This window comes from Sagittula sp. S175 (genome assembly GCF_049800975.1).
In the GTDB taxonomy this organism is placed as follows: domain Bacteria; phylum Pseudomonadota; class Alphaproteobacteria; order Rhodobacterales; family Rhodobacteraceae; genus Sagittula.
Window position 1 is genome coordinate 109,792 of the sequence record NZ_JBNAGB010000014.1, and the last position, 19,810, is coordinate 129,601.

Annotated in this window: 18 protein-coding genes; 10 read left to right on the top strand and 8 right to left on the bottom strand. The window is 65.5% G+C overall.

Annotation, left to right across the window (positions count from 1 at the left end; translation table 11 throughout):
• Nucleotides 1-64: 64 nt before the first annotated feature.
• The gene (locus ACP16H_RS17195; protein WP_425073484.1) at nt 65-745 is read right to left on the bottom strand and encodes an alpha/beta hydrolase; all 681 of its coding nucleotides are present in this window, start codon (nt 743-745) and stop codon (nt 65-67) included.
• 448 nt (nt 746-1,193) lie between these two features.
• On the opposite strand from ACP16H_RS17195, the gene ACP16H_RS17200 reads away from it, so the two are divergent.
• The 5 genes from ACP16H_RS17200 to ACP16H_RS17220 all read left to right on the top strand — a co-directional run bounded on the left by ACP16H_RS17200 (nt 1,194) and on the right by ACP16H_RS17220 (nt 5,766).
• Nucleotides 1,194-1,661 carry a MarR family winged helix-turn-helix transcriptional regulator gene (locus tag ACP16H_RS17200; protein WP_425073510.1) on the top strand — a complete coding sequence of 156 codons (468 nt, stop codon included), beginning with the start codon at nt 1,194-1,196 and terminating at the stop codon, nt 1,659-1,661.
• Nucleotides 1,658-2,455, top strand: a complete 798-nt coding sequence (locus ACP16H_RS17205; RefSeq protein ID WP_425073485.1) for an enoyl-CoA hydratase family protein — start codon at nt 1,658-1,660, stop codon at nt 2,453-2,455. The genes ACP16H_RS17200 and ACP16H_RS17205 overlap by 4 nt, the downstream gene beginning before the upstream one ends.
• 1 nt (nt 2,456) lies before the next feature.
• Nucleotides 2,457-3,608, top strand: coding sequence for an acyl-CoA dehydrogenase family protein (locus ACP16H_RS17210; protein WP_425073486.1), 1,152 nt, complete (start codon nt 2,457-2,459; stop codon nt 3,606-3,608).
• A gap of 92 nt (nt 3,609-3,700) precedes the next feature.
• On the top strand, nt 3,701-4,150 hold the full coding sequence (locus tag ACP16H_RS17215) for a cupin domain-containing protein (RefSeq protein WP_425073487.1): 450 nt from the start codon (nt 3,701-3,703) through the stop codon (nt 4,148-4,150).
• Nucleotides 4,147-5,766, top strand: a complete 1,620-nt coding sequence (locus tag ACP16H_RS17220; protein WP_425073488.1) for an AMP-binding protein — start codon at nt 4,147-4,149, stop codon at nt 5,764-5,766. Before ACP16H_RS17215 ends, ACP16H_RS17220 begins: the two co-directional genes overlap by 4 nt.
• Nucleotides 5,767-5,782: 16 nt before the next feature.
• Here the strand turns inward: ACP16H_RS17220 and ACP16H_RS17225 are convergent, their stop codons facing one another.
• Nucleotides 5,783-6,802: an AraC family transcriptional regulator gene (locus tag ACP16H_RS17225; protein ID WP_425073489.1), complete on the bottom strand. Its 1,020-nt coding sequence runs from the start codon at nt 6,800-6,802 to the stop codon at nt 5,783-5,785.
• A 109-nt stretch (nt 6,803-6,911) separates the two neighbouring features.
• On the opposite strand from ACP16H_RS17225, the gene ACP16H_RS17230 reads away from it, so the two are divergent.
• From ACP16H_RS17230 to ACP16H_RS17250, 5 genes are all read left to right on the top strand, one after another.
• Nucleotides 6,912-7,346, top strand: coding sequence for a cupin domain-containing protein (locus ACP16H_RS17230; protein ID WP_425073490.1), 435 nt, complete (start codon nt 6,912-6,914; stop codon nt 7,344-7,346).
• Between the two features lie 7 nt (nt 7,347-7,353).
• Nucleotides 7,354-8,841 carry a flavin-containing monooxygenase gene (locus ACP16H_RS17235; RefSeq protein ID WP_425073491.1) on the top strand — a complete coding sequence of 496 codons (1,488 nt, stop codon included), beginning with the start codon at nt 7,354-7,356 and terminating at the stop codon, nt 8,839-8,841.
• A gap of 161 nt (nt 8,842-9,002) precedes the next feature.
• Nucleotides 9,003-11,288: a bifunctional salicylyl-CoA 5-hydroxylase/oxidoreductase gene (locus ACP16H_RS17240; protein ID WP_425073492.1), complete on the top strand. Its 2,286-nt coding sequence runs from the start codon at nt 9,003-9,005 to the stop codon at nt 11,286-11,288.
• Entirely contained in the window at nt 11,285-12,028 is a 744-nt protein-coding gene (locus ACP16H_RS17245) for an SDR family NAD(P)-dependent oxidoreductase (RefSeq protein WP_425073493.1), read from the top strand. Before ACP16H_RS17240 ends, ACP16H_RS17245 begins: the two co-directional genes overlap by 4 nt.
• 43 nt (nt 12,029-12,071) lie before the next feature.
• Nucleotides 12,072-12,485, top strand: coding sequence for a RidA family protein (locus ACP16H_RS17250; protein WP_425073494.1), 414 nt, complete (start codon nt 12,072-12,074; stop codon nt 12,483-12,485).
• 99 nt (nt 12,486-12,584) lie between these two features.
• Here the strand turns inward: ACP16H_RS17250 and ACP16H_RS17255 are convergent, their stop codons facing one another.
• The 6 genes from ACP16H_RS17255 to ACP16H_RS17280 are packed head-to-tail and all read right to left on the bottom strand — an operon-like array spanning nt 12,585 to nt 19,679.
• On the bottom strand, nt 12,585-14,132 hold the full coding sequence (locus ACP16H_RS17255; RefSeq protein ID WP_425073495.1) for a UxaA family hydrolase: 1,548 nt from the start codon (nt 14,130-14,132) through the stop codon (nt 12,585-12,587).
• Complete coding sequence (locus ACP16H_RS17260; protein ID WP_425073496.1) at nt 14,108-14,827, bottom strand: ribonuclease activity regulator RraA; 720 nt, start codon at nt 14,825-14,827, stop codon at nt 14,108-14,110. The genes ACP16H_RS17255 and ACP16H_RS17260 overlap by 25 nt, the downstream gene beginning before the upstream one ends.
• Complete coding sequence (locus ACP16H_RS17265) at nt 14,824-15,726, bottom strand: dihydrodipicolinate synthase family protein (protein ID WP_425073497.1); 903 nt, start codon at nt 15,724-15,726, stop codon at nt 14,824-14,826. The genes ACP16H_RS17260 and ACP16H_RS17265 overlap by 4 nt, the downstream gene beginning before the upstream one ends.
• A complete protein-coding gene (gene araD / locus ACP16H_RS17270; protein WP_425073498.1) occupies nt 15,726-17,456 on the bottom strand; it encodes an L-arabinonate dehydratase in 1,731 nt (576 codons plus the stop codon). Before araD ends, ACP16H_RS17265 begins: the two co-directional genes overlap by 1 nt.
• A gap of 14 nt (nt 17,457-17,470) precedes the next feature.
• Entirely contained in the window at nt 17,471-17,593 is a 123-nt protein-coding gene (locus ACP16H_RS17275) for a dihydroxy-acid dehydratase (RefSeq protein WP_425073499.1), read from the bottom strand.
• Nucleotides 17,594-17,603: 10 nt separating this feature from the next.
• Nucleotides 17,604-19,679: a TRAP transporter large permease subunit gene (locus ACP16H_RS17280; protein ID WP_425073500.1), complete on the bottom strand. Its 2,076-nt coding sequence runs from the start codon at nt 19,677-19,679 to the stop codon at nt 17,604-17,606.
• Between the last annotated feature and the right edge of the window lie 131 nt (nt 19,680-19,810).

Here is a 19,810-nt window from a genome sequence, read left to right on the forward strand (position 1 = left end):
GGTTCGTTTTGGTGCAAGGTCCATTGAGCCGGGCAATGCCCTGCATATGCAACCTGTTTTCGGATCATTTCCCGGTGGATTTTGCCTCCACCGCATCCAGCACGGTGCTCAACATCGCCCCATGCGTGTCCATTAGCCCATCAATCACGTTGAAGTGGTGGCGATCCGGCTCCACCACGTCCTCCGTCAGGCATCCAAGCCCATGCCAGATGTTCGACAACAGCGCGGATTGGCGGAGAAATTCATGCCGCTCGCCACCGCCGACCCAGGTCGTCAACGCCACGCCGGCCAGCGGCTCTTTCAGCGCCGGGCTGTTGGCGGCGGCACTCTCGGGAGTCATCCGCAACTGCTCATTGCGCGCGGTACGCAGCAAGGGTCGCAAGTCGTGCAGGCCCGAGATCGAAAGAACATGCCGAAGCCGCTGCCTCACTCCGGCGGGCAGGGGCGAGTCCACACACATCATTGACGTGACAAGGTGCCCTCCCGCCGAATGGCCCGAAAGCACGATGGGCCCCCCGACTTCTGCTGCGGCGGCAGTGATTGCTGTGCCGACCTGCGCGGTGATCTCCTCGATGCTGACATCGGGACACAGGTCATAAGACGGCATCGCCACCGCCCACCCCCGCGCAACGGGTCCGGCGGCCAGATGCGACCACCAGGATTTGTCCAGGGCAACCCAGTAACCACCGTGGACAAACACGAAAAGCCCGCGTGGCTCACCCTCTGGCAGGAACAGGTCGAACACGTGCCGCGCTCCTTTGCCGTAGGGCAGGTCAATCCTTGCACGCGCCGTGGCGCGAAACGCGGCCGAAGGGGCGCCCCAAGCGGCAGGATACCCGGATCCACCGGGAATGTTGCGCCCGTTTTCATAAGCGTCATCCCAGTCCGGCACGGTAAATCCTACCATCGGAATCCCCTTCACAGTCCTGATTTATATGGCGTTTTGGCGTTTCCGCCACAGCCAGAAAACCTGTTTCGCACCTTCACGTTACGAGCCTCTAAATTTATTTCAAGCTAAAAACTTTTTTGCTTGAAATAAAAATTGGCGCTGCATAGCCTTTCATCAACGCCCCCCGAAACCCGGCCCCGAACAGGCCGCTATCGCGCCGGAGAGACGTGTGACCCCAAGACTTCCAAACCCTGAAACGGCGTCCGACGTGGCAACGCTGCCCGCCTCCAAGGAACGGCTGCGCATGTGGCTGCGAATGCTGAAATCGACGCGGCAGGTCGAGGCGCAGCTGCGCGAAAGGCTGCGGGTCGAGTTCAACTCCACCCTGCCGCGCTTCGACGTGATGGCCGCGCTGGCACGTTACGCGGACGGCCTGCGCATGTCCGAACTGTCCGGCGTGCTGCGGGTGTCGAACGGCAATGTCACCGGCATCGTCGACCGCCTCGCCGAAGAGGGCGTCGTGGTCCGGGTGCAGGTGCCGGGGGACCGCCGCGCCTCGCTCGTCCGCATGACCAAGAAGGGGCAGGAAGTCTTTGCCGCTCAGGCTGCCGCGCACGAGGCCTGGATCGACGAACTGCTCGGCGCCTTCACCGCGGAAGAGGCGCGCGCCTTCTCGGATCATTTCGACACTCTGGAGAAAGCCCCGGACGAGGCAGATGCAAACGGGCCAGTTTCAAGCGCGCCAAAAATAAACGGGGAGGAACCCAAATGACTGAACCCACGCATTTCCGCTGCCGGGTTGAGAACGGCATCGCCGTGCTGCACCTGGACCGCCCCGACCGCAAGAACCCGCTGACCTTCGACAGCTACGCCGAACTGCGCGACTGGTTCCGGGCGCTGGCTTATGACGATGCGGTCAAGGCCGTTGTTTTTGCCTCCAACGGCGGGAATTTTTCCTCGGGCGGTGACGTGCACGACATCATCGGACCGCTGACCCGCATGAACATGAAGGAACTGCTGCAATTCACCCGCATGACCGGCGATCTGGTCAAGGCGATGCTGAACTGCGGCAAACCGATCATCGCCGCTGTCGATGGCGTCTGTGTCGGTGCCGGAGCCATCATCGCCATGGCCTCGGACCTTCGCATCGCGACGCCGGAGGCCAAATGCGCCTTCCTGTTTACCCGCGTAGGTCTGGCAGGCTGCGACATGGGCGCCTGCGCCATGCTGCCCCGGATCATCGGGCAAGGTCGGGCGAACGAACTGCTCTACACCGGGCGCAGCATGTCGGCGGACGAGGGCGAGCGGTGGGGCTTCTGGAACCGCCTCGTCGCGCCCGACGCGCTGGAATCCGAAGCGATCCAATGGGCGACCAAGATCGCCGAAGGCCCGAACTTTGGTCACATGATGACCAAGACCATGCTGCAACAGGAATGGTCCATGACCCTCGATCAGGCCATCGAGGCCGAGGCGCAGGCGCAGGCCATTTGCATGCAGACCGAGGATTTCAAACGCGCCTACCGGGCCTTCGTCGCGAAGGAACGCCCGGTGTTCGAGGGGAACTGACATGGCTGACCGCAGCTTTCTCGACTGGCCCTTTCTGGACCCGCATCACAAGGCCCACGCCCTCGCGCTGGACGACTGGGCGGGGCGGATGGACCCCATCGACCACCACGACACCGACGCCGCCTGCCGTGCGCTGGTGGCAAAACTGGGCGCGGATGGCTGGCTGAACCCCTCTGCCATCGACCCCGCGAACCCCGCGCCCCTCGACGTGCGCACCCTCTGCCTGACGCGCGAGACGCTGGCGCGCCACGATGGACTGGCAGATTTCGCCTTTGCCATGCAGGGGCTGGGGACGGGGGCAATCTCGCTGTTCGGCACACCCGCGCAACAGGCCGAATGGCTGCCCCTGACCCGCGCGGGCAAGGCGATCTCCGCCTTTGCCCTGACCGAACCGCAGTCCGGATCGGACGTGGCCAATTCCACAATGACCGCCCGCGACGACGGCGACGCATGGGTGCTGGACGGCGAGAAGACGTGGATTTCCAACGGCGGCATCGCCGATGTCTACACCCTGTTCGCCCGGACCGGAGAAGCGCCGGGCGCCAAGGGCCTGTCCGCCTTTGTCCTGCCCGCCGACACGCCGGGGCTGGAGATCGCCGAACGCCTCGACACCATCGCGCCGCACCCGCTGGCGACGCTGCGCTTTACCGGCGCGCGGCTGGCGAAATCGGCGCTGCTGGGGCAGCCGGGGCAGGGGTTCAAGATCGCCATGGCCGTGCTCGACGTCTTCCGCACCACCGTTGCCGCCGCCGCGCTGGGTTTCGCCCGCCGCGCGCTGGACGAGGCCGTGACTCGCGTCACCACCCGTCAGGTTCAGGGGGCGCCGCTGTCTGACCTTCAACTGGTTCAGGGGCATATCTCGGACATGGCCTTGCGGGTCGATGCCAGCGCGCTGCTGGTCTACCGCGCCGCCTGGGCCAAGGACCAAGGCGCCCCCCGCGTCAGCCGCGAGGCCGCCATGGCGAAACTCTTCTCCACCGACGAGGCGCAGAAGGTCATAGACGCCGCCGTCCAGTTGCATGGCGGCGACGGCGTCCGCTCCGGCGCGACGGTCGAACGCCTCTACCGCGAAATCCGCGCCCTGCGCATCTACGAAGGTGCGTCGGACGTCCAGAAGGTCATCATCGCCCGCCAGGTTCTGGCCGGGGCGTGACCTCTTGCGGCCCGCGCCACAGCAGGCCGCCAACCCAAAAGACGACCGCCGAAAACGTGCGGCATCCCTCCACCCCCAACAGGAGTAAACCCATGAAAGACCTCGAAAAAGGCATCACGGAAAACGGGTCCGGCTATGACGGAGTCGTCTGGAACATCCTCGGCCAGACCTATTACCCCAAGGCCGTCTGCGAGACGACCTTTGCGTTTGAAACCAACTCCGAGCCGGGCCAGTTCGTGCCCGTGCACATCCACCCGACGCAGGATGAATTCATCCTCGTGCAGGAGGGCGAGCTGGACCTGAAACTCGACGGCGTCTGGACCAAGGCCCGCGCCGGGGATCTGGTGCGTATGCCGCGCGGCATCCCGCATGGCTATTTCAACAAGTCGGACAAGCCCTGCCGCGCGCTGTTCTGGGTCTCTCCCATGGGCCAGCTGCGCGACCTCTTCGAGGCGCTGCACGATCAGACCGACATCGGCCGCATCGTGGAACTCTCCGCCCAGCACGAGGTCGACTTCCTGCCGGAGGAGGCCAACGCATGATCGCGCTCGGCCCTTCGGCCCATGTCGACACCTACACCCGCGACAACCTGCCTCCGCCCGATCAATGGCCGGAGCTGCTGCTGGACGGCTTCGACTACCCCGAGCATCTGAATGCCGGGGTGGAGCTGACCGACGCCATGGTCGAGAAGGGCTTTGGCGACCATACCGCTCTGATCGGCAACGGGCGGCGGCGCACCTACAAGGAGCTGGCCGATTGGACCAACCGGCTGGCGCATGTGATGGTCGAGGACCTGGGCGTCAAACCGGGCAACCGTGTCCTGATCCGCTCGGCCAACAACCCCGCCATGGTCGCCGTCTGGCTGGCCGCGACAAAGGCGGGCGCGGTGGTGGTCAACACGATGCCGCTGCTGCGCGCCGGAGAGCTGACCGCCATCGTCGACAAGGCCCGCATCCAGTTCGCCTTTTGTGACACGCGGCTGATGGACGAGATGACCGCCTGCGCGAAAACCTCCGAGTGGCTGGAAAAGGTCGTGGGCTTCGACGGCACCTCGAACCACGATGCCGAACTCGACCGGCTGGCGCTGGAGAAACCCGTGCAGTTCGACGCGGTCCGCACGGGCCGGGACGACGTGGCGCTGCTGGGGTTCACCTCCGGCACCACGGGCGCGCCCAAGGCGACGATGCACTTCCACCGCGACATTCTCATCATCGCGGACGGCTACGCGCGCGAAGTGCTGGGGGTCACGCCCGACGACATCTTTGTCGGCTCGCCACCCTTGGCGTTCACCTTTGGGCTCGGTGGCTTGGCGGTGTTCCCGCTGCGCTTTGGTGCGGCGGCGACGCTTCTGGAAAACGCAAGCCCGCCCAACATGATCGAGATCATCCAGAAGTACCGCGCCACGGTCTGTTTCACCGCCCCCACCGCCTACCGCGTCATGCTGCGCGCGATGGACGAGGGTGCGGACCTGTCGTCGCTGCGCGCCGCCGTGTCAGCCGGGGAAACCCTGCCCGCCCCCGTCTATGACGAATGGATGGCCAAGACCGGCAAACCCATGCTCGACGGCATCGGCGCGACCGAGATGCTGCATATCTTCATCACCAACCGTTTCGACGATCACCGCCCCGCCTGCACCGGGCGTCCCGTGCGCGGCTATCAGGCGAAGGTGATTGACGATGACGGCGCCGAAGTGCCGCGCGGCACCGTCGGGCGGCTTGCCGTGCGCGGCCCCATCGGCTGCCGCTACATGGCCGACGAGAGGCAGCGCAAATACGTGCTGGACGGGTGGAACATCACCGGCGACAGCTTCACCATGGACGAGGACGGCTACCTGCATTTCGCCGCGCGCAACGACGACATGATCGTGTCGGCTGGCTACAACATCGCCGGCCCCGAGGTCGAGGCGGCGCTGCTGTCCCACCCCGCCGTGGTGGAATGCGCCGTGGTGGGCAAGCCCGACCCGGATCGCGGTTGCGTGGTCGAGGCACACGTTGTGGTGGCCGAAGGGCACGAACCCGGCGACAAGCTGGTGAAGGCCCTGCAAGAGCACGTGAAGGCGACCATCGCGCCCTACAAATACCCGCGCAGCGTGGTCTTTACCAATGCGCTGCCCAAGACTGAATCCGGCAAGATCCAGCGCTTTCGCCTGAAACAGTGAGTCCTAAACCCCAGCGTCACGCGGCGCTGGGGCTGTGCCCGAACCGCGCGCGGTAATCCTGCGAAAACCGCCCCAGATGCGTGAACCCGCAGGCAAAAGCCGCATCCGTCACGCTCTCGCGCCCCTGCCGCCGCATCAGGCGGTAGCGCGCTGCATCCAGCCGCACATCGCGCAGGTAGCGCATGGGCGAGCAGCCAAACGCCGCCTTGAAGCCCAGTTGCAGCGACCGCGCATTGACCCCGGCGGCACGCGCAATGTCCTCGACCCGGATCGGGTCCGCCAAATGGTCGTGGATGAAGGCCAGGGCGCGACGCATCTCGCGCCCGGTCGGTGTGCGACGGGCTCGCCACAGCATGTGGCTGATGTTGCTCGGCTGGTTCTCCAACAGGGCGGCGGCCAGTTCCCGCTCGGCCCAGGCTTCGTTCAACCCACTGTCGCGCCAGAGAGACCCGTCAGACGCCGCCCGCGCCGCCGACAGAACCCGCGCCCGCAGCTGCTGGCCCCCGGCGCGCCCCATGTCGACGCGCGGATCGAACCGCACCGCTCCGGGCAAGGGGCCGCCCAGCATGTCTTCGGCCACGCGTTCCAGATGCGCCTTGTCGACCTGCAACAGAAGCTTGCGGCACCCCTCACCCCAAACCATCCGCGTGTCGCGGTCGGGATTGAGGATCGTCCCCATCGCGACCCCGGCCTCCACCGTCTCGCTCCGATGGACGATGCGCGCGGCCCCTGCCAAAGGTAGCTGCAACAGGTAGAACCGTTGCAGAAGGCCGGGATTGATATCGACCTCGGCGCCATAGCCCAGCACGTTCAGCGACAGCGCCGCGCCGCCCACGTGATCGTGCCGCACGTCCAGACGCCCGGCGCGGATGTCCAGCCGGTGATCGCAGAATGCGCGGCCCACCACGGCCCTTGCCTCGGACAGGTCATCCGTCCGCAGGATCGGGAATCCCGCCAGCAGGTCCGTGTCAGGGGGCATGGGTGCTTGGTCCATCGCACGATGCTGCGCCACGCCGCCCATCATTTCAAGCTTCAAGCACCCCGCCCGCACACAGATTCGCAAAATGGATAAAGCCCGCGCAGCTTTTGGCGCAGGCTGGCAGAACGGGACCATCCGAGTCCCGACCCAAACAGGAGAGGACACCATGGAACAAGGCATCATTCCCGCCGACGGATCGGTCGACGGCAAGCAGTGGAACGTCGTCGGCCACACCTACACGCCGAAACTGCACTCCGAGAACGCGATGATCTGGCACGCGGTCATCCCCGACGGCACCTTTGTCCCGCCGCACATCCACCCGACGCAGGATGAATGGATCGTCATGCTGACCGGCAACCTCGAGGTCGAATTCGGCGAGGCGGTGCACAAGGCCGGCCCCGGCGATACGATCCAGATGCCCATGGGCGTGGCACATGGCATCTTCAACCGCTCGGGCGCCGAGGCGACCTGCGTCTTTGGCGTCGCCCCCTCGCGCAAGCTGTTTGACCTGTTCATCGCGCTGGACGGCGTCACCGACCCGGCGGAACTGGTGCGCATCTCGGCCGAGCACGAGGTCGACTTCCTGCCTCCGAAAGCGTGAGGCGCAGATGGTCGACCGCAAGAAAGTGGCCATCATCGGTGGCGGGGTCTCGGGCCTCGCCGCTGCCAAGGCATTCGACGAGAAGGGGCACAGGGTCTGCGGCTTCGAGCGCAGCCACGACTTCGGCGGGGTGTGGGAACTGTCGCGCTCCTACCCGGACGTGCAGACCCAGTCGCCCAAGGACCTTTACCGTTTCACCGACATGGCGATGCCGGGGGATTACCCGGAATGGCCGAAGGGCCCGCAGGTGCATGCGTATCTGCATGCCTACGCCGACAAGCACCGGCTGAAACGGCTGTTCCGGCTGAACACCGACGTGCTGTCGATGGACCGCCGCGCCGATGGCCGCGCGGGCTGGACGCTGCGGCTCCGGTCCGGGTCAAACGAATGGACCGAGGATTTTGATTTCGTCGTCGTCGGCACCGGGCAGTTTTCCGAGAAGAACATCATCAGCCATCCGGGGCAGGAGGCATTCTGCGCCGCCGGGGGACAGGTGATGCACTCCTCCGAATACACCGATCCGGGACGGGTGAAGGGCAAGCACGTCGTCGTGCTGGGCGCATCGAAATCCGGCACCGACATTGCGGTGAACGCAGCCCGCAATGGCGCGGCGTCGGTGCATCTGGTCTACCGCGAAAACGTCTGGCGCGTGCCCTATTTCATCGGCGGCATCAACTTCAAGAAGCTGCTCTACATGCGTGCGCAGGAAATGCAGTTCAACGGCTGGCAACGGGCGCCGCTGGCCCGCGTCATCGCCGCCGTGACCAAACCGCTGGTCTGGGCCAACTTTCGCGGGCTGGAGACGCTGCTGAAACTGCAACTGGGGCTGAAAAAGCACAACATGGTGCCGAAGGTCCCGATCGAGAAAGAGGCGTCCTGCTCTTTGCCCATCGTAACCCCGGGCCTGTTCGAAGAGATGAACGCCGGGCGCATCACGCCCGTCATCGGCAGCATCGACCACTATGGTAAAGGCACCGTAACCCTGACCACCGGGGTGGAAATCCCCTGTGACCTGTCGATCCTCGCCGTCGGCTGGAAGCTGGGCATTCCCTACCTGCCGCAGGCGTACCGCGACAAGCTGATCGAACACGACGGCCAGTACCGGACCTATCGCCTCGCGGTGAACCCGGACGTGCCGGACATGGGCTTTGTAGGCTTCAACTCCTCCTTCTGCACCGTCCTGTCGGCCGAGATGATCGCCAACTGGCTGGTGCGCTACATGGACGGACAACTGGCGCGGCAGCCCTCGCGGGCGGCGATGGAGGAAAACATCGAGGCCATGCTGCACTGGCGTCGCCACGAACGGCCCGCCGCGCAGGTCTATGGCGGGCTGTGCTCCGCGCCCTTCCACTTCCGTCACTTCGACGAGTTGCTGCAGGACATGGGCGCGACCCGTTGGAAACGTGCCAACCCGCTGGCCGAGACCTTCGGCCCGCCGGACGCCGATGCCTATGGCCAGTTCCTGGCCACGACACCGGCCTACCGGGCCGGGTAAGCGCCCGAATTTTCGTAAAAATTCGAAGGCCCCGTGGCAGACGCGGGGCCTTTCGGCATGGCCGGGGACACGCTGAAACAGAAATCTTAGGTATAAAAATTTTAGACTTGAAATAAATGTCAGGGGCGATACCCTCGAACCATCAAACAGGGAAACAGGTCATGAAAATCGCAGTCCTCGGCGGCGGCCCTTCCGGCCTCTACTTTGCCATCTCGATGAAACTCCGCGATGCCTCCCACGACATCACCGTGTACGAGCGCAACCGCCCCGACGACACATTCGGCTGGGGCGTCGTGTTGTCTGATGAAACCATGTCGAACTTCGATGCGAATGATCCGGTGTCCGAACGCATGATCCGCGAGAACTTCGCCTATTGGGACGATGTGAAGGTCATTCGTGGCGACGAGGAAATGACCTCTTCGGGCCATGGCTTCTGCGGCATCGGGCGCAAGAAGATGCTCCTGCTGCTGCAACAGCGCGCACGGGATCTCGGCGTCACGCTGGAGTTCCAGACAGACATGACGCCGGAACGCATCGAAACCCTGAAGATCGAGAACGATCTGCTGGTGGCCTCGGACGGGCTGAATTCGAAGACCCGCGCGCTCTATGCCGATCGCTTTCAGCCTGATATCGACATGCGCGCGAACCACTTCGTCTGGCTCGGCACGCACCAGAAATTCGACGACGCCTTTACCTTCATCTTCGAAAAGACCGAGCACGGCTGGATCTGGGCGCATGCCTACCAGTTCGACGACACCACCGCGACTTTCATCGTGGAGTGCGGACCGGAAACCTACGACGCCTTCGGCTTTGCCGAGATGACTCAGGCCGAAAGCATCGCCCTGTGTGAGAAGATCTTCGCCCGCCACCTCGGCGGCCACGCGCTGATGACCAATGCCAACCACATCCGCGGCTCGGCATGGATCCGGTTCCCGCGCGTCACCTGTGCACACTGGCATTTCGACAACGTGGTGCTGCTGGGAGACGCCTCGGCCACGGCGCATTTCTCCATCGGGTCCGGCTCGAAACTGGGCATGGAAAGCGCCATCGCGCTGGCCGACCAGATCAACAGTGACAAGCCCCTGTCGCAGGCGCTTGCCGACTATCAGGAAGACAGGCAACTGCAGGTCTTGCGCGTGACCTCCGCGGCCCGCAACTCGACGCAGTGGTTCGAGGAAATCGAACGCTACCTCGACTTCGAGATGATGCAGTTCAACTATGCGCTTCTGACCCGCTCGCAGCGCATCAGCCATGAAAACCTGCGCCTGCGCGATCCCGAATGGCTTGCCTCGGCGGAGGCATGGTTCCAGTCCCGCGCCGGCAGCAATGCCGGGCGCGCGCCGATGTTCGCACCGTTCCGCCTGCGCGGGATGGAGCTGGTCAACCGCATCGTCGTCTCTCCCATGGCGCAGTACAAGGCGCATGACGGGATGCCGAACGACTGGCATTTCGTGCATTACGCCGAACGGGCCAAAGGCGGGGCAGGGCTGGTGTTCACCGAAATGCTGTGCGTGTCGATGGACGGCAGGATCACGCCGGGGTGCCCCTGCATCGGCCCCGCACAGGTGCCTCAGTGGCAGCGTATGACGGACTTCGTGCATGCGGAAACGCCCGCGAAGATCTGCGCCCAGATCGGGCACGCAGGCCGCAAGGGTTCGACCCGCCTAGCCTGGGAGGGCATCGACAAGCCACTTCCGGAAACCGAGAACTGGCCGCTGCTGTCGGCCTCGGCCATCCCGCTGATGCCCGGCAACGTCGTGCCCAAGGAAATGGACCGCGCCGACATGGATCGGGTGAAAGCGGACTTCGTACAGGCGGTGCATGCCGCCGAAGCCGCCAATTTCGACATGATCGAGATGCACGCCGCCCACGGCTACCTGCTGGCCTCCTTCATCTCTCCTGTCACGAACCACAGGACCGACGCCTATGGCGGCAGCCTCGAAAATCGCCTGCGCTACCCGCTCGAGGTGTTCGAAGCGATGCGCGCCGCGTGGCCCGAGGACAAGCCGATGACGGTGCGTATCTCCGCCCATGACTGGATGGGGGACGACGGCGTGACCCCCGACGAGGCAGTGGAGATCGCGCGCGCCTTCAAGGCCGCCGGGGCCGATGCCATCAACGTCTCGTCGGGCCAGACCGACAAGGCCGAGCAGCCTGTCTATGGCCGCATGTTTCAGGTCCCCTTCGCCGACCGCGTCCGCAACGAAATCGCCCTGCCGACGCTGGTAGCGGGCAACATCTATGAACCAGACCACGTGAACTCGATCCTCATGGCCGGACGCGCCGACCTGCTGCTGCTGGCCCGACCGCACCTGGCCGATCCTTACTGGACGCTGCACGCTGCGGTCGAGCTGGGCGATACCGAACAGGCCTGGCCCGCGCCTTACGAGGGGGGCCGTCGGCAGGCGGTAACGCTTGCGGAACGGGCCAAGGCCATGGCGCAATGATGCTGGACGGGAAATCCGCGCTGGTGACGGGCGGCGGCACCGGTGCAGGGGCGGCGATTGCGCTGGCCCTGGCCGGGGCGGGCGCGCGGGTAACGATCTGTGGCCGTCGTCTGGACCCGTTGCAGGCCGTCGCCGCACGTCATGCGTCGATCCGGGCCGTGGCCTGCGACATCACCGATGAATCCGCCGTCACGCAAATGATGGCCGAGGCCTCGCCCGATATCGTCGTCGCCAATGCCGGGGCGTCTGAAAGCGCGCCCTTCGTGAAAACCGACCTCGACGCCTTTCGCCGCATGGTGGACGTCAACCTGACCGGCACCTTCCTGACCCTGCGCGAAGGCGCGCGGGCGCTGCATGGAAAGAGCTGGGGCCGTTTGATCGCCATCGCCTCCACAGCCGGACTGAAGGGCTACGCTTACGTCGCGCCTTACGCCGCCGCGAAACACGGCGTCGTCGGCATGGTGAAATCCGTGGCGCTGGAACTGGCGCAAAAGGGCGTGACGGTGAATGCGATCTGCCCCGGTTTCCTCGACACAGAAATGACACAGGCGTCCATCGCCCGCATCGTCGAAAAGACAGGCCGCACCGAAGCCGACGCCCGCGCCTCGCTCGAAGCGACAAACCCGATGCACCGCCTGGTCCCGCCCGAAGACGTCGCACAGACGGTCCTGTGGCTTTGTGGGCCGGGGACGTCCATGGTGACGGGTCAGGCGATTTCCGTTTCGGGAGGAGAGACATGATCCCCCAGCGCCCTTTTGCCCCAGCCGAGAAGGTTCAGTACAGATGACAGCAAGCCCGCACCATTTTCTCCAGCCCGAAGGCTGGGCGCCCGCGAAAGGATATGCCAACGGTATGGCGGCCGAGGGCCGGATCGTGGTCACCGGCGGGCTGGTCGGCTGGAACGCCCGGCAGGAGTGGGAACACTTCGACATGCCGGGGCAGTTCCGCCAGACGCTTCACAACATCGTCGCGGTTCTGGACTGCGCCGGGGCGCGGCCCGAGCACATCGTCCGGCTGACATGGTACATCACGGACAAAGCCGCCTACACCGACAACCTGCGGGAACTTGGCGGCATCTACCGGGACATCATCGGCCGCCACTTCCCGGCCATGGCGGTCGTGCAGGTGGCGGGCCTGATGGAAGATGCGGCTCTGGTCGAGATCGAGGCGACGGCCATCATTCCCACGGAAACCTGAGCAGGCAGCGCGAAATCGCGCGCCCGCGGCGCGCGCGGTACGGCAGCGATCCGGGCAGCCCCGACCGGACTCCCGGATTACATAACGATGATTACACGCCTAGCCGGTCACGCCGATCGGCCAGGGCGCAAATTCCTCGGCACCGATGCCCATGGCTTCGCTCTTGGACCGCTTCCCCGACGCCACGGCGATGATCTCGTTCAGGATCGCCTGCCCCAGTTCGTCCAGGCTCGCCGTGCCGTCGATGACCGGGCCGCAGTTCACGTCCATGTCACCCTCCATCCGGGCGTACATCGGCGAATTCGACGCCAGCTTGACCGTCGGCGCCGGATAAGAGCCAAAGCACGACCCGCGCCCGGTGGTAAAGCAGATCAGGTTGGCGCCCCCGGCGATCTGGCCCGTCGCGGCCACCGGGTCGTAGCCGGGCGTATCCATGATGACGAGGCCCCGCGCCGTGACCGGTTCGGCATAGCGATAAACCGCCTCGATCCCGGTCGAGCCGCCCTTCTTCGCGCCGCCAAGCGCCTTTTCGATGACATTCGCCAGACCGCCGTCCTGATTGCCGGGACCGACCACGCCCTGCATCTGCACATCACGCCCGTCCGTGTAGTCCAGCCACCAGCGGATGCGCTCCAGAAAGGCGCGGCCCGTGGCCTCGTCCCTGGCCCGCGCGGTCAGCAAGTGTTCGATGCCATACAGTTCCGGCGTCTCCGACAGGATCGCCGTGCCGCCGTGGCACGCCAGCAGGTCCACCGCCCGCCCCAGCGCCGGATTGGCCGACAGGCCTGAGAACCCGTCCGACCCGCCGCATTGCAGACCGACCGTGATATGCTCCACCGACTGCGGCGTCCGTTGCAATGCATTCGCCGCCTCCACCATCTCTTCGACCAGCCGGATGCCCTCGGCGATGGCCGCTGCCGTGCCGCCGACCGACTGCATCCGCACCGTCCGCAGCGCCGCCCCGGTTTCCAAAGCCGTCGCGGCAAAGAACCTCTCGAGGCTGTTGCGCTCGCAACCCAGCGAACAGATCAGCGCGCCGCCGATATTGGCATGCGTGATGTAGCCCGCCAGCGTCCGGCGCAGCAGGTCCATCGGCTCGCCCGCCGCCTCCATCCCGCAGCCCTGCTGGTGGATGAACGGCACGACGCCGTCGACATTGGGCCATGCGCTCAGCCGCTCGGGCGTGAAATGCGCGGCGATGCGGCGGGCGACGGTTGCGGCGCAGTTCACCGTGATGAAGATGCCGATGTAGTTGCGCGTCCCGACCCGCCCGTCCGGGCGCGCATATCCCATGAACCGGGCGCGGTCCCCCGGCGGCAGGACTTCCGCCGCGCGATACGCCTCGCCAAAGCGATAGTCCTTCTGCACCTCGTCCATCAGCACGTTGTGGACATGCATGTAAGTTCCCGGCGCGCAATCCGCCCCGGCAAAGCCGATGGTCGTGGCGTATTTCAACACCGGCGCGCCCTGCGCGATCCGCGCCGTCGCGACCTTGTGCCCGGCCGGAATGTCCTGCGCCGCGGTCACCCTCTCGGCGGCGATGTATTCGCCCGCGCGGATGTCGCGGCGGGCAACGACCACGTTGTCCGCAAGGTCAAGCCGGATTGTCGCGGGCGCGTCGCTCACCGTCCGTTCGCCTTGCGCCATGCCGCGAACTTCTCGAGGTTCTCTTCCCGCGTCGCCGGATACAGCCCGATGATCGTCTCGCCCGCCTTCACCTGCTCCAGCGCGAAATCCTCGTAGGCGGTCATTTCGACAGCCTCGGTGGCGACCTCCTCGGCCAGGTGCGCGGGGATGATGATGACGCTGTCATCGTCCCCCACGACGATATCCCCCGGAAAGACCGGCGCATCGCCGCAGCCGATCGGGACATTGATGTCGATGGCCTCGTTGATCGTCAGGTTCGTCGGGCTGGAGGGCCGGGCATGATACGCGGGCATGTCCAGCGCGCCGATGTTCATGGCATCGCGAAAGCCCCCGTCGGTGACGACCCCGGCCCCGCCACGCACCATCAGCCGCGTGATGAGGATATCCCCCGCCGAGGCCGCCGTGGCGTCCTTGCGGCTGTCCATCACCAGGACATGACCCTCCGGGCAGGTCTCGATGGCGTGGCGCTGCGGGTGCTGCGGGTTGCGGAACTCGGCCAGCGTGTTGCGGTCTTCCCGCGCGGGCATGTAGCGCAGCGTGAAGGCCGGACCCACCATGTTGCGGCCCTTGGGCTGCACCGGACGCACGTTCTGGATCACCTGATGGCGCAGCCCGCGCTTGAACAACGCGGTCGCAAGGGTGGCGACGCTGACGCCGCGCAGCTTGTCCAGCGTGGCTTGGGAAACCTCGGTCATGTCAGCAATCCGTTCCGTGTCATGAAGTCCTTCAGGCGCGCCATCTGCCCCGCGTCCAGTGGCCATGCCGCCGGCGGCCTCGCCGCGCCGCAATCTTCGCCCATCAGCTGCAAGGCGGCCTTGACCCCCGGCACATTCGCGCCGCCCTGTTCCTCGGCGCGGATGTCCTCGAAGATCTGCATTTCGGCAATCAGCCCGCGCGCCTTTGCGTAGTCGCCCGCCTCCAGTGCGGCATTGATCGCCACCGACCGCTCCGGCCAGACGTTGATGAGGCCCGAGGTAAAGCCCCGCGCGCCGACGGCGTAGAAGGTGGGCGCCCAGACCTCTGCCAGCCCGCCGGTCCAGGTGATATGATCCGGGCAGGCCTCGATGGCGGCCTTCAGCTTCATCGGGTTGGGCGTCGCCCATTTCACGCCGGTCACTCCGGGAATGGCGCAGAGCTCGGCAATCGCTGCCATGCCGATGGCGTCATTGCGCAGGTACAGTATCAGCGGCAGGCCTCCGCCCGCCTCCTGCACCGCGCGGATGTAATCCCCCACGCCGCGCGGCGCGACGAAGGGATCAGGCGGCTGGTGGATCATCAGCGCCGTGGCCCCCGCCGCAGCAGAGGCCTCGGCCAGACGGCAGGCATCGCGAATGCCGCGCCCGACGCCCGCCACAAGCGGCACCCGGCCCGCGACGTGCTCCGCCGCCGCCTGCACCATGCGCACGGCCTCGTCGGTGGTCAGCCCGTAGAACTCGCCGGTGTTGCCATTGGCCGTCAGCACCTGCACCCCGGCGGCAATCGCGCGGTCCACCACGGGTTTCTGCAAGGCGGGCGCAATGTCTCCCGCCGCGTCGAACGGCGTGACGAGGATGCCAGAGACTCCGGCAAGAGATTTGGTCAGATCATGTGTCATCAGTAGATATCCGGTTCCGGCACCGCAGCACCAAAGTCAGTTTTCAGGAAGTCGAAGTCGCAGCCCTTGTCGGCCTGCTCCACGTGTTTCGAATACATCTGGCCGTAGCCCCGCTCGTAGCGCGGCTCGGGCGCGGTCCACTTGGCGCGGCGCTCGGCCAGCTCGGCGTCCGTCAGATCGACCCGCAGGGTCCGGTTCGGCACGTCCAGCTCGATCATGTCGCCGGTCTCGATCAGGGCCAGCGGCCCGCCGACAAAGGCCTCGGGCGCGACATGCAGCACGCAGGCGCCATAGGACGTCCCGGACATGCGCGCATCCGACAGCCGCACCATGTCGCGGTGCCCGTCCTTCAGCAGCGCCTGCGGCATCGGGATCATGCCCCATTCCGGCATCCCCGGCCCGCCCTGAGGCCCGGCGTTGCGCAGCACCAGAACGTGATCCGGCGTCATGGGATAGTCGGGATCGTTGATGATGGTCTTCAGCTCGGGATAGCTGTCCACAACGATCGCCGGCCCCCTGTGGCGATGGAATTTCGGGTCACAGGCGGCAGGCTTGATGACCGCCCCGTCCGGCGCAAGGTTCCCGCGCAGCACCGCCAGCGACCCTTCGTGATACACCGGGTTCGACAGCGGGCGGATCACGTCGTCGTTGTAATTCACCGCCTCGGAGATGTTCTCGCCCAGTGTGCGCCCGTTCACCGTCAGCGCCGACAGGTCCAGCTTGTCGCCCATCTCCTTCATCAAAGCAGGCAGCCCGCCCGCGTAAAAGAAGTCCTCCATCAGGTATTCCGACCCCGAAGGCCGGATGTTCGCCAGCACCGGCACCTCGTGCCCGATCCGGTCGAGGTCACCCAGCCCCCAGTCGATGCCCGCACGGCGCGCCATGGCGATCAGGTGGATGATGGCATTGGTCGAACAGCCCGTGGCCATGGCCACCGCCGTGGCATTCGCTGCCGCCGTGCGCGTGACGATCTTGTCGGGGGTCAGATCCTCCCAGACCATCTCGACGACCCGGCGCCCGCAGGCCTTGGCCATGCGCTTGTGCCCCGCATCCGGCGCGGGGATCGACGAGGCCCCCGGCAGCGTCAGTCCGAACCCTTCGGCGATCGACATCATGGTCGAGGCCGTTCCCATGGTCATGCAGGTGCCATAGCTGCGCGCGATGCCGCCCTGCACCCCGTCCCATTGCTCCTTGCCGATGGTGCCCGCGCGACGCTCGTCCCAGTATTTCCAGACATCCGTCCCGCTGCCCAGCTTCTGACCGGCGTAATTGCCGCGCAGCATCGCGCCCGCGGGCAGAAAGATGAACGGCACCCCGGCGCTCAGCGCGCCCATGACCAGTGCGGGCGTGGACTTGTCACAGCCCCCCAGCAGCACCGCCCCGTCGATGGGATGCGCGCGCAGGGTCTCTTCGACCTCCATCGCGCCGAAATTGCGGTACAGCATCGAGGTGGGCTTCAGGAACTGCTCCGAGAACGAATGCACCGGCATTTCCACCGGCATCCCTCCCGCCTGGTAGACGCCCTTCTTCACGAACTCCGCCCGGTCGCGCAGGTGGTGGTGACAGGGCGACAGGTCGGACCATGTGTTGATGACCGCGATCACCGGCCTGCCCTCCCAGTCATCGCCATCCAGGCCCATCTGCATGGCGCGGCTGCGGTGTCCCATCGACCGCAGGTCGTCGGGCGCAAACCAGCGGGCAGAGCGGAGGTCTTCGGGTCTTTTGGGCATTCAGTGGTCTCCGGTCAGGAAATCGGTTGGGCAAAGGCAAACATCACGGCGATCAGGGCGCAGGCCAGCACGGCCCCCAGCACCCATGGCCAGATGCCATAGCCGTTGATGTCGTCATGCGAGTCACGTCCGATCATGGCGCTCTCCTCAATTCAGCAGTTCGGGCAGGAACAGGGCGATCTGCGGGAACATCATCACCAGCACGAGGCCGAGGATCTGCAGCCCGATGAAGGGCAGCACCGCGATAAAGATCTCCTGCAAGGTCACGTCCTTCGGGGCCACCGACTTCAGCCAGAAACAGGCCGGGCCAAAGGGCGGCGACAGAAAATAGATCTGGATGTTCATCACGAACAGGATGCCGAACCAGATCTTTGCCTGATCCTCGGTCATGCCCAGATCGGGCGCCAGCGTCATCACCACCGGGGCAAAGACCGGCACGGTAATCAGCACGATGGCGATCCACTCCATGAAGGTGCCCAGCACCATCAGGATCAGCATCATCACGATCACCGTCCCCATGGCCGACAGCCCGAGGTTCAGGAACAGCGAGCGGATGAAATCGCCACCCCCCACCAGGTTGAAGATCCCGACAAAGGACACCGCCCCGAGGATCAGCCAGATGATCGTGCCGACCGTCGTCATGGTGCCCAGCAACGAGGCCGAGATGACCTCCCAGTTGAACCGGTGCCGCACGGCGGCGATGAACAGCGCGCCGATGCAGCCCACCGCGGCGCTTTCCGTGACCGAGGCGATGCCGCCATAGATCGAGCCCATCACCATGGCGATCAGGATGATGCACAGGACGACCGCCGTCATGCGCTCGCGCGACAGCTTTTGCGTGGTGCCGGTGATCTCGGCCACCTCGGCGGCGGTGGGCGCCATCGACGGGTTCAGGTTCACCCGGATCAGCACGTATCCGGCGTAAAACGTCGCCAGCATGATGCCCGGAATCGCCCCCGCCATGAACAGATCGCCGATGCCCACCTCGGCCGAGACACCATAGACGATGGTGATGATCGACGGCGGGATCAGCGTGGCCAGGGCGCCGGCGGCGCAGATCAGGCCGATGGACAGCTTGCGGTCATAGCCAAGGCGGAACATCTGCGGCAGCGCAACGAGACCCAGCATCACGATCTCGCCGCCCATGACGCCCGACATGGCCGCAAGGATCACCGCAACGATGGTGGTCTGCACCGCCACGCCGCCCCGCATGTTCCCGGCAAAGATCGACATGGCGTCGAACAGGTCCTCGGCGATGCCCGCCCGTTCAAGGATCGAGGCCATCAGCACGAAGAACGGCACCGCCACCAGCGAATAATGCTCCAGCAGCCCCACCGCGTTCGAGCTGACAAGGAACAGCCCGCGCGGCCCGAAAAAGCCCACCGCCATGATGACCGACACGAACAGCGTCACGATCCCCAGCGGCATCCCCGTCATCATCAGCGCCACCAGCAGCACCACCATGATGAGCGAGATCGTCCCCAGGTCCATGCTCCGCAGCTTCAGCGCCTTGGAGGGGTCCATGGCCTTGCCGATCTCCGAGATGAAATCCGACACGTAGGCCGCCGCCTGCACGTCCATCACATGGCTCAGGAAAGCCGCGACGAAGTAGACGACGAAATAGCCCCCGACCACCTTCACCAGCAGCCGCGCCCATCCCGCAGTCAGATGCCGGTGCAGGTTCATCATCAGCTGCGCGAGGTACAGGAAGGCACCCGCCACCATCAGCGACTTCATCATCATCGGCAACGGAGAGTTGAAGGCCGACCCCGACTTCTCGATCCGCGCGACGCTGTCATAGGCCCGGATCGGCGCGTCAGTCAGCAGCATGTAGAGCGCGATCACACCCACGATCATGGCGAAGAGGTCCAGCCACCAACGCTGTTTCGGGCTGGCGATATTGTGGATCACCGTGATGGCGATATGGCGCTTTTTCAGCGTGACATAGCCCGCCGACAGCATCCAGGACGCGGCCACCGTCACCATCACGGTTTCAAAAGCCCAGTAGGTCGGCGCATTCAGCACATAACGCGAGAACACCTCGTAAAGCGTCGCCAGCGCCGCGACCAGGTAGAAGGTCGACACCGCGATGCCGGTGACATGGCCGACATGCTCCACCGGCCCGTAGGCGCTGCGCGGCAGGTCGACATCGTCATGCTCGGGCACCTGCGCCGCGATCTCTATCTCGGTCCCGTCCAGCGCCTTGTCGTAGCTATTGCTCATCGCAGTCCTCTCCCGTCCCGGTGCCGTACCGGGGTGCGCCCCTTTATGCGGGCGTCGTTAGGCCATGTCCGTGGGGTGGGTCATAGGCACGCCCCGGCTCCTCCCTCCGGGGCGTGCGCAACCCGTGTCGG

What these genes read in the sequence shown, in the direction of transcription:
- ACP16H_RS17200 (WP_425073510.1), top strand. Translation starts at nt 1,194, where the DNA reads ATGTGGCTGCGAATGCTGAAATCGACGCGGCAGGTCGAGGCGCAGCTG.
- ACP16H_RS17205 (WP_425073485.1), top strand. Translation starts at nt 1,658, where the DNA reads ATGACTGAACCCACGCATTTCCGCTGCCGGGTTGAGAACGGCATCGCC.
- ACP16H_RS17210 (WP_425073486.1), top strand. Translation starts at nt 2,457, where the DNA reads ATGGCTGACCGCAGCTTTCTCGACTGGCCCTTTCTGGACCCGCATCAC.
- ACP16H_RS17215 (WP_425073487.1), top strand. Translation starts at nt 3,701, where the DNA reads ATGAAAGACCTCGAAAAAGGCATCACGGAAAACGGGTCCGGCTATGAC.
- ACP16H_RS17220 (WP_425073488.1), top strand. Translation starts at nt 4,147, where the DNA reads ATGATCGCGCTCGGCCCTTCGGCCCATGTCGACACCTACACCCGCGAC.
- ACP16H_RS17230 (WP_425073490.1), top strand. Translation starts at nt 6,912, where the DNA reads ATGGAACAAGGCATCATTCCCGCCGACGGATCGGTCGACGGCAAGCAG.
- ACP16H_RS17235 (WP_425073491.1), top strand. Translation starts at nt 7,354, where the DNA reads ATGGTCGACCGCAAGAAAGTGGCCATCATCGGTGGCGGGGTCTCGGGC.
- ACP16H_RS17240 (WP_425073492.1), top strand. Translation starts at nt 9,003, where the DNA reads ATGAAAATCGCAGTCCTCGGCGGCGGCCCTTCCGGCCTCTACTTTGCC.
- ACP16H_RS17245 (WP_425073493.1), top strand. Translation starts at nt 11,285, where the DNA reads ATGATGCTGGACGGGAAATCCGCGCTGGTGACGGGCGGCGGCACCGGT.
- ACP16H_RS17250 (WP_425073494.1), top strand. Translation starts at nt 12,072, where the DNA reads ATGACAGCAAGCCCGCACCATTTTCTCCAGCCCGAAGGCTGGGCGCCC.
- ACP16H_RS17255 (WP_425073495.1), bottom strand. Translation starts at nt 14,132, where the DNA reads ATGGCGCAAGGCGAACGGACGGTGAGCGACGCGCCCGCGACAATCCGG.
- ACP16H_RS17260 (WP_425073496.1), bottom strand. Translation starts at nt 14,827, where the DNA reads ATGACCGAGGTTTCCCAAGCCACGCTGGACAAGCTGCGCGGCGTCAGC.
- ACP16H_RS17265 (WP_425073497.1), bottom strand. Translation starts at nt 15,726, where the DNA reads ATGACACATGATCTGACCAAATCTCTTGCCGGAGTCTCTGGCATCCTC.
- araD (WP_425073498.1), bottom strand. Translation starts at nt 17,456, where the DNA reads ATGCCCAAAAGACCCGAAGACCTCCGCTCTGCCCGCTGGTTTGCGCCC.
- ACP16H_RS17275 (WP_425073499.1), bottom strand. Translation starts at nt 17,593, where the DNA reads ATGATCGGACGTGACTCGCATGACGACATCAACGGCTATGGCATCTGG.
- ACP16H_RS17280 (WP_425073500.1), bottom strand. Translation starts at nt 19,679, where the DNA reads ATGAGCAATAGCTACGACAAGGCGCTGGACGGGACCGAGATAGAGATC.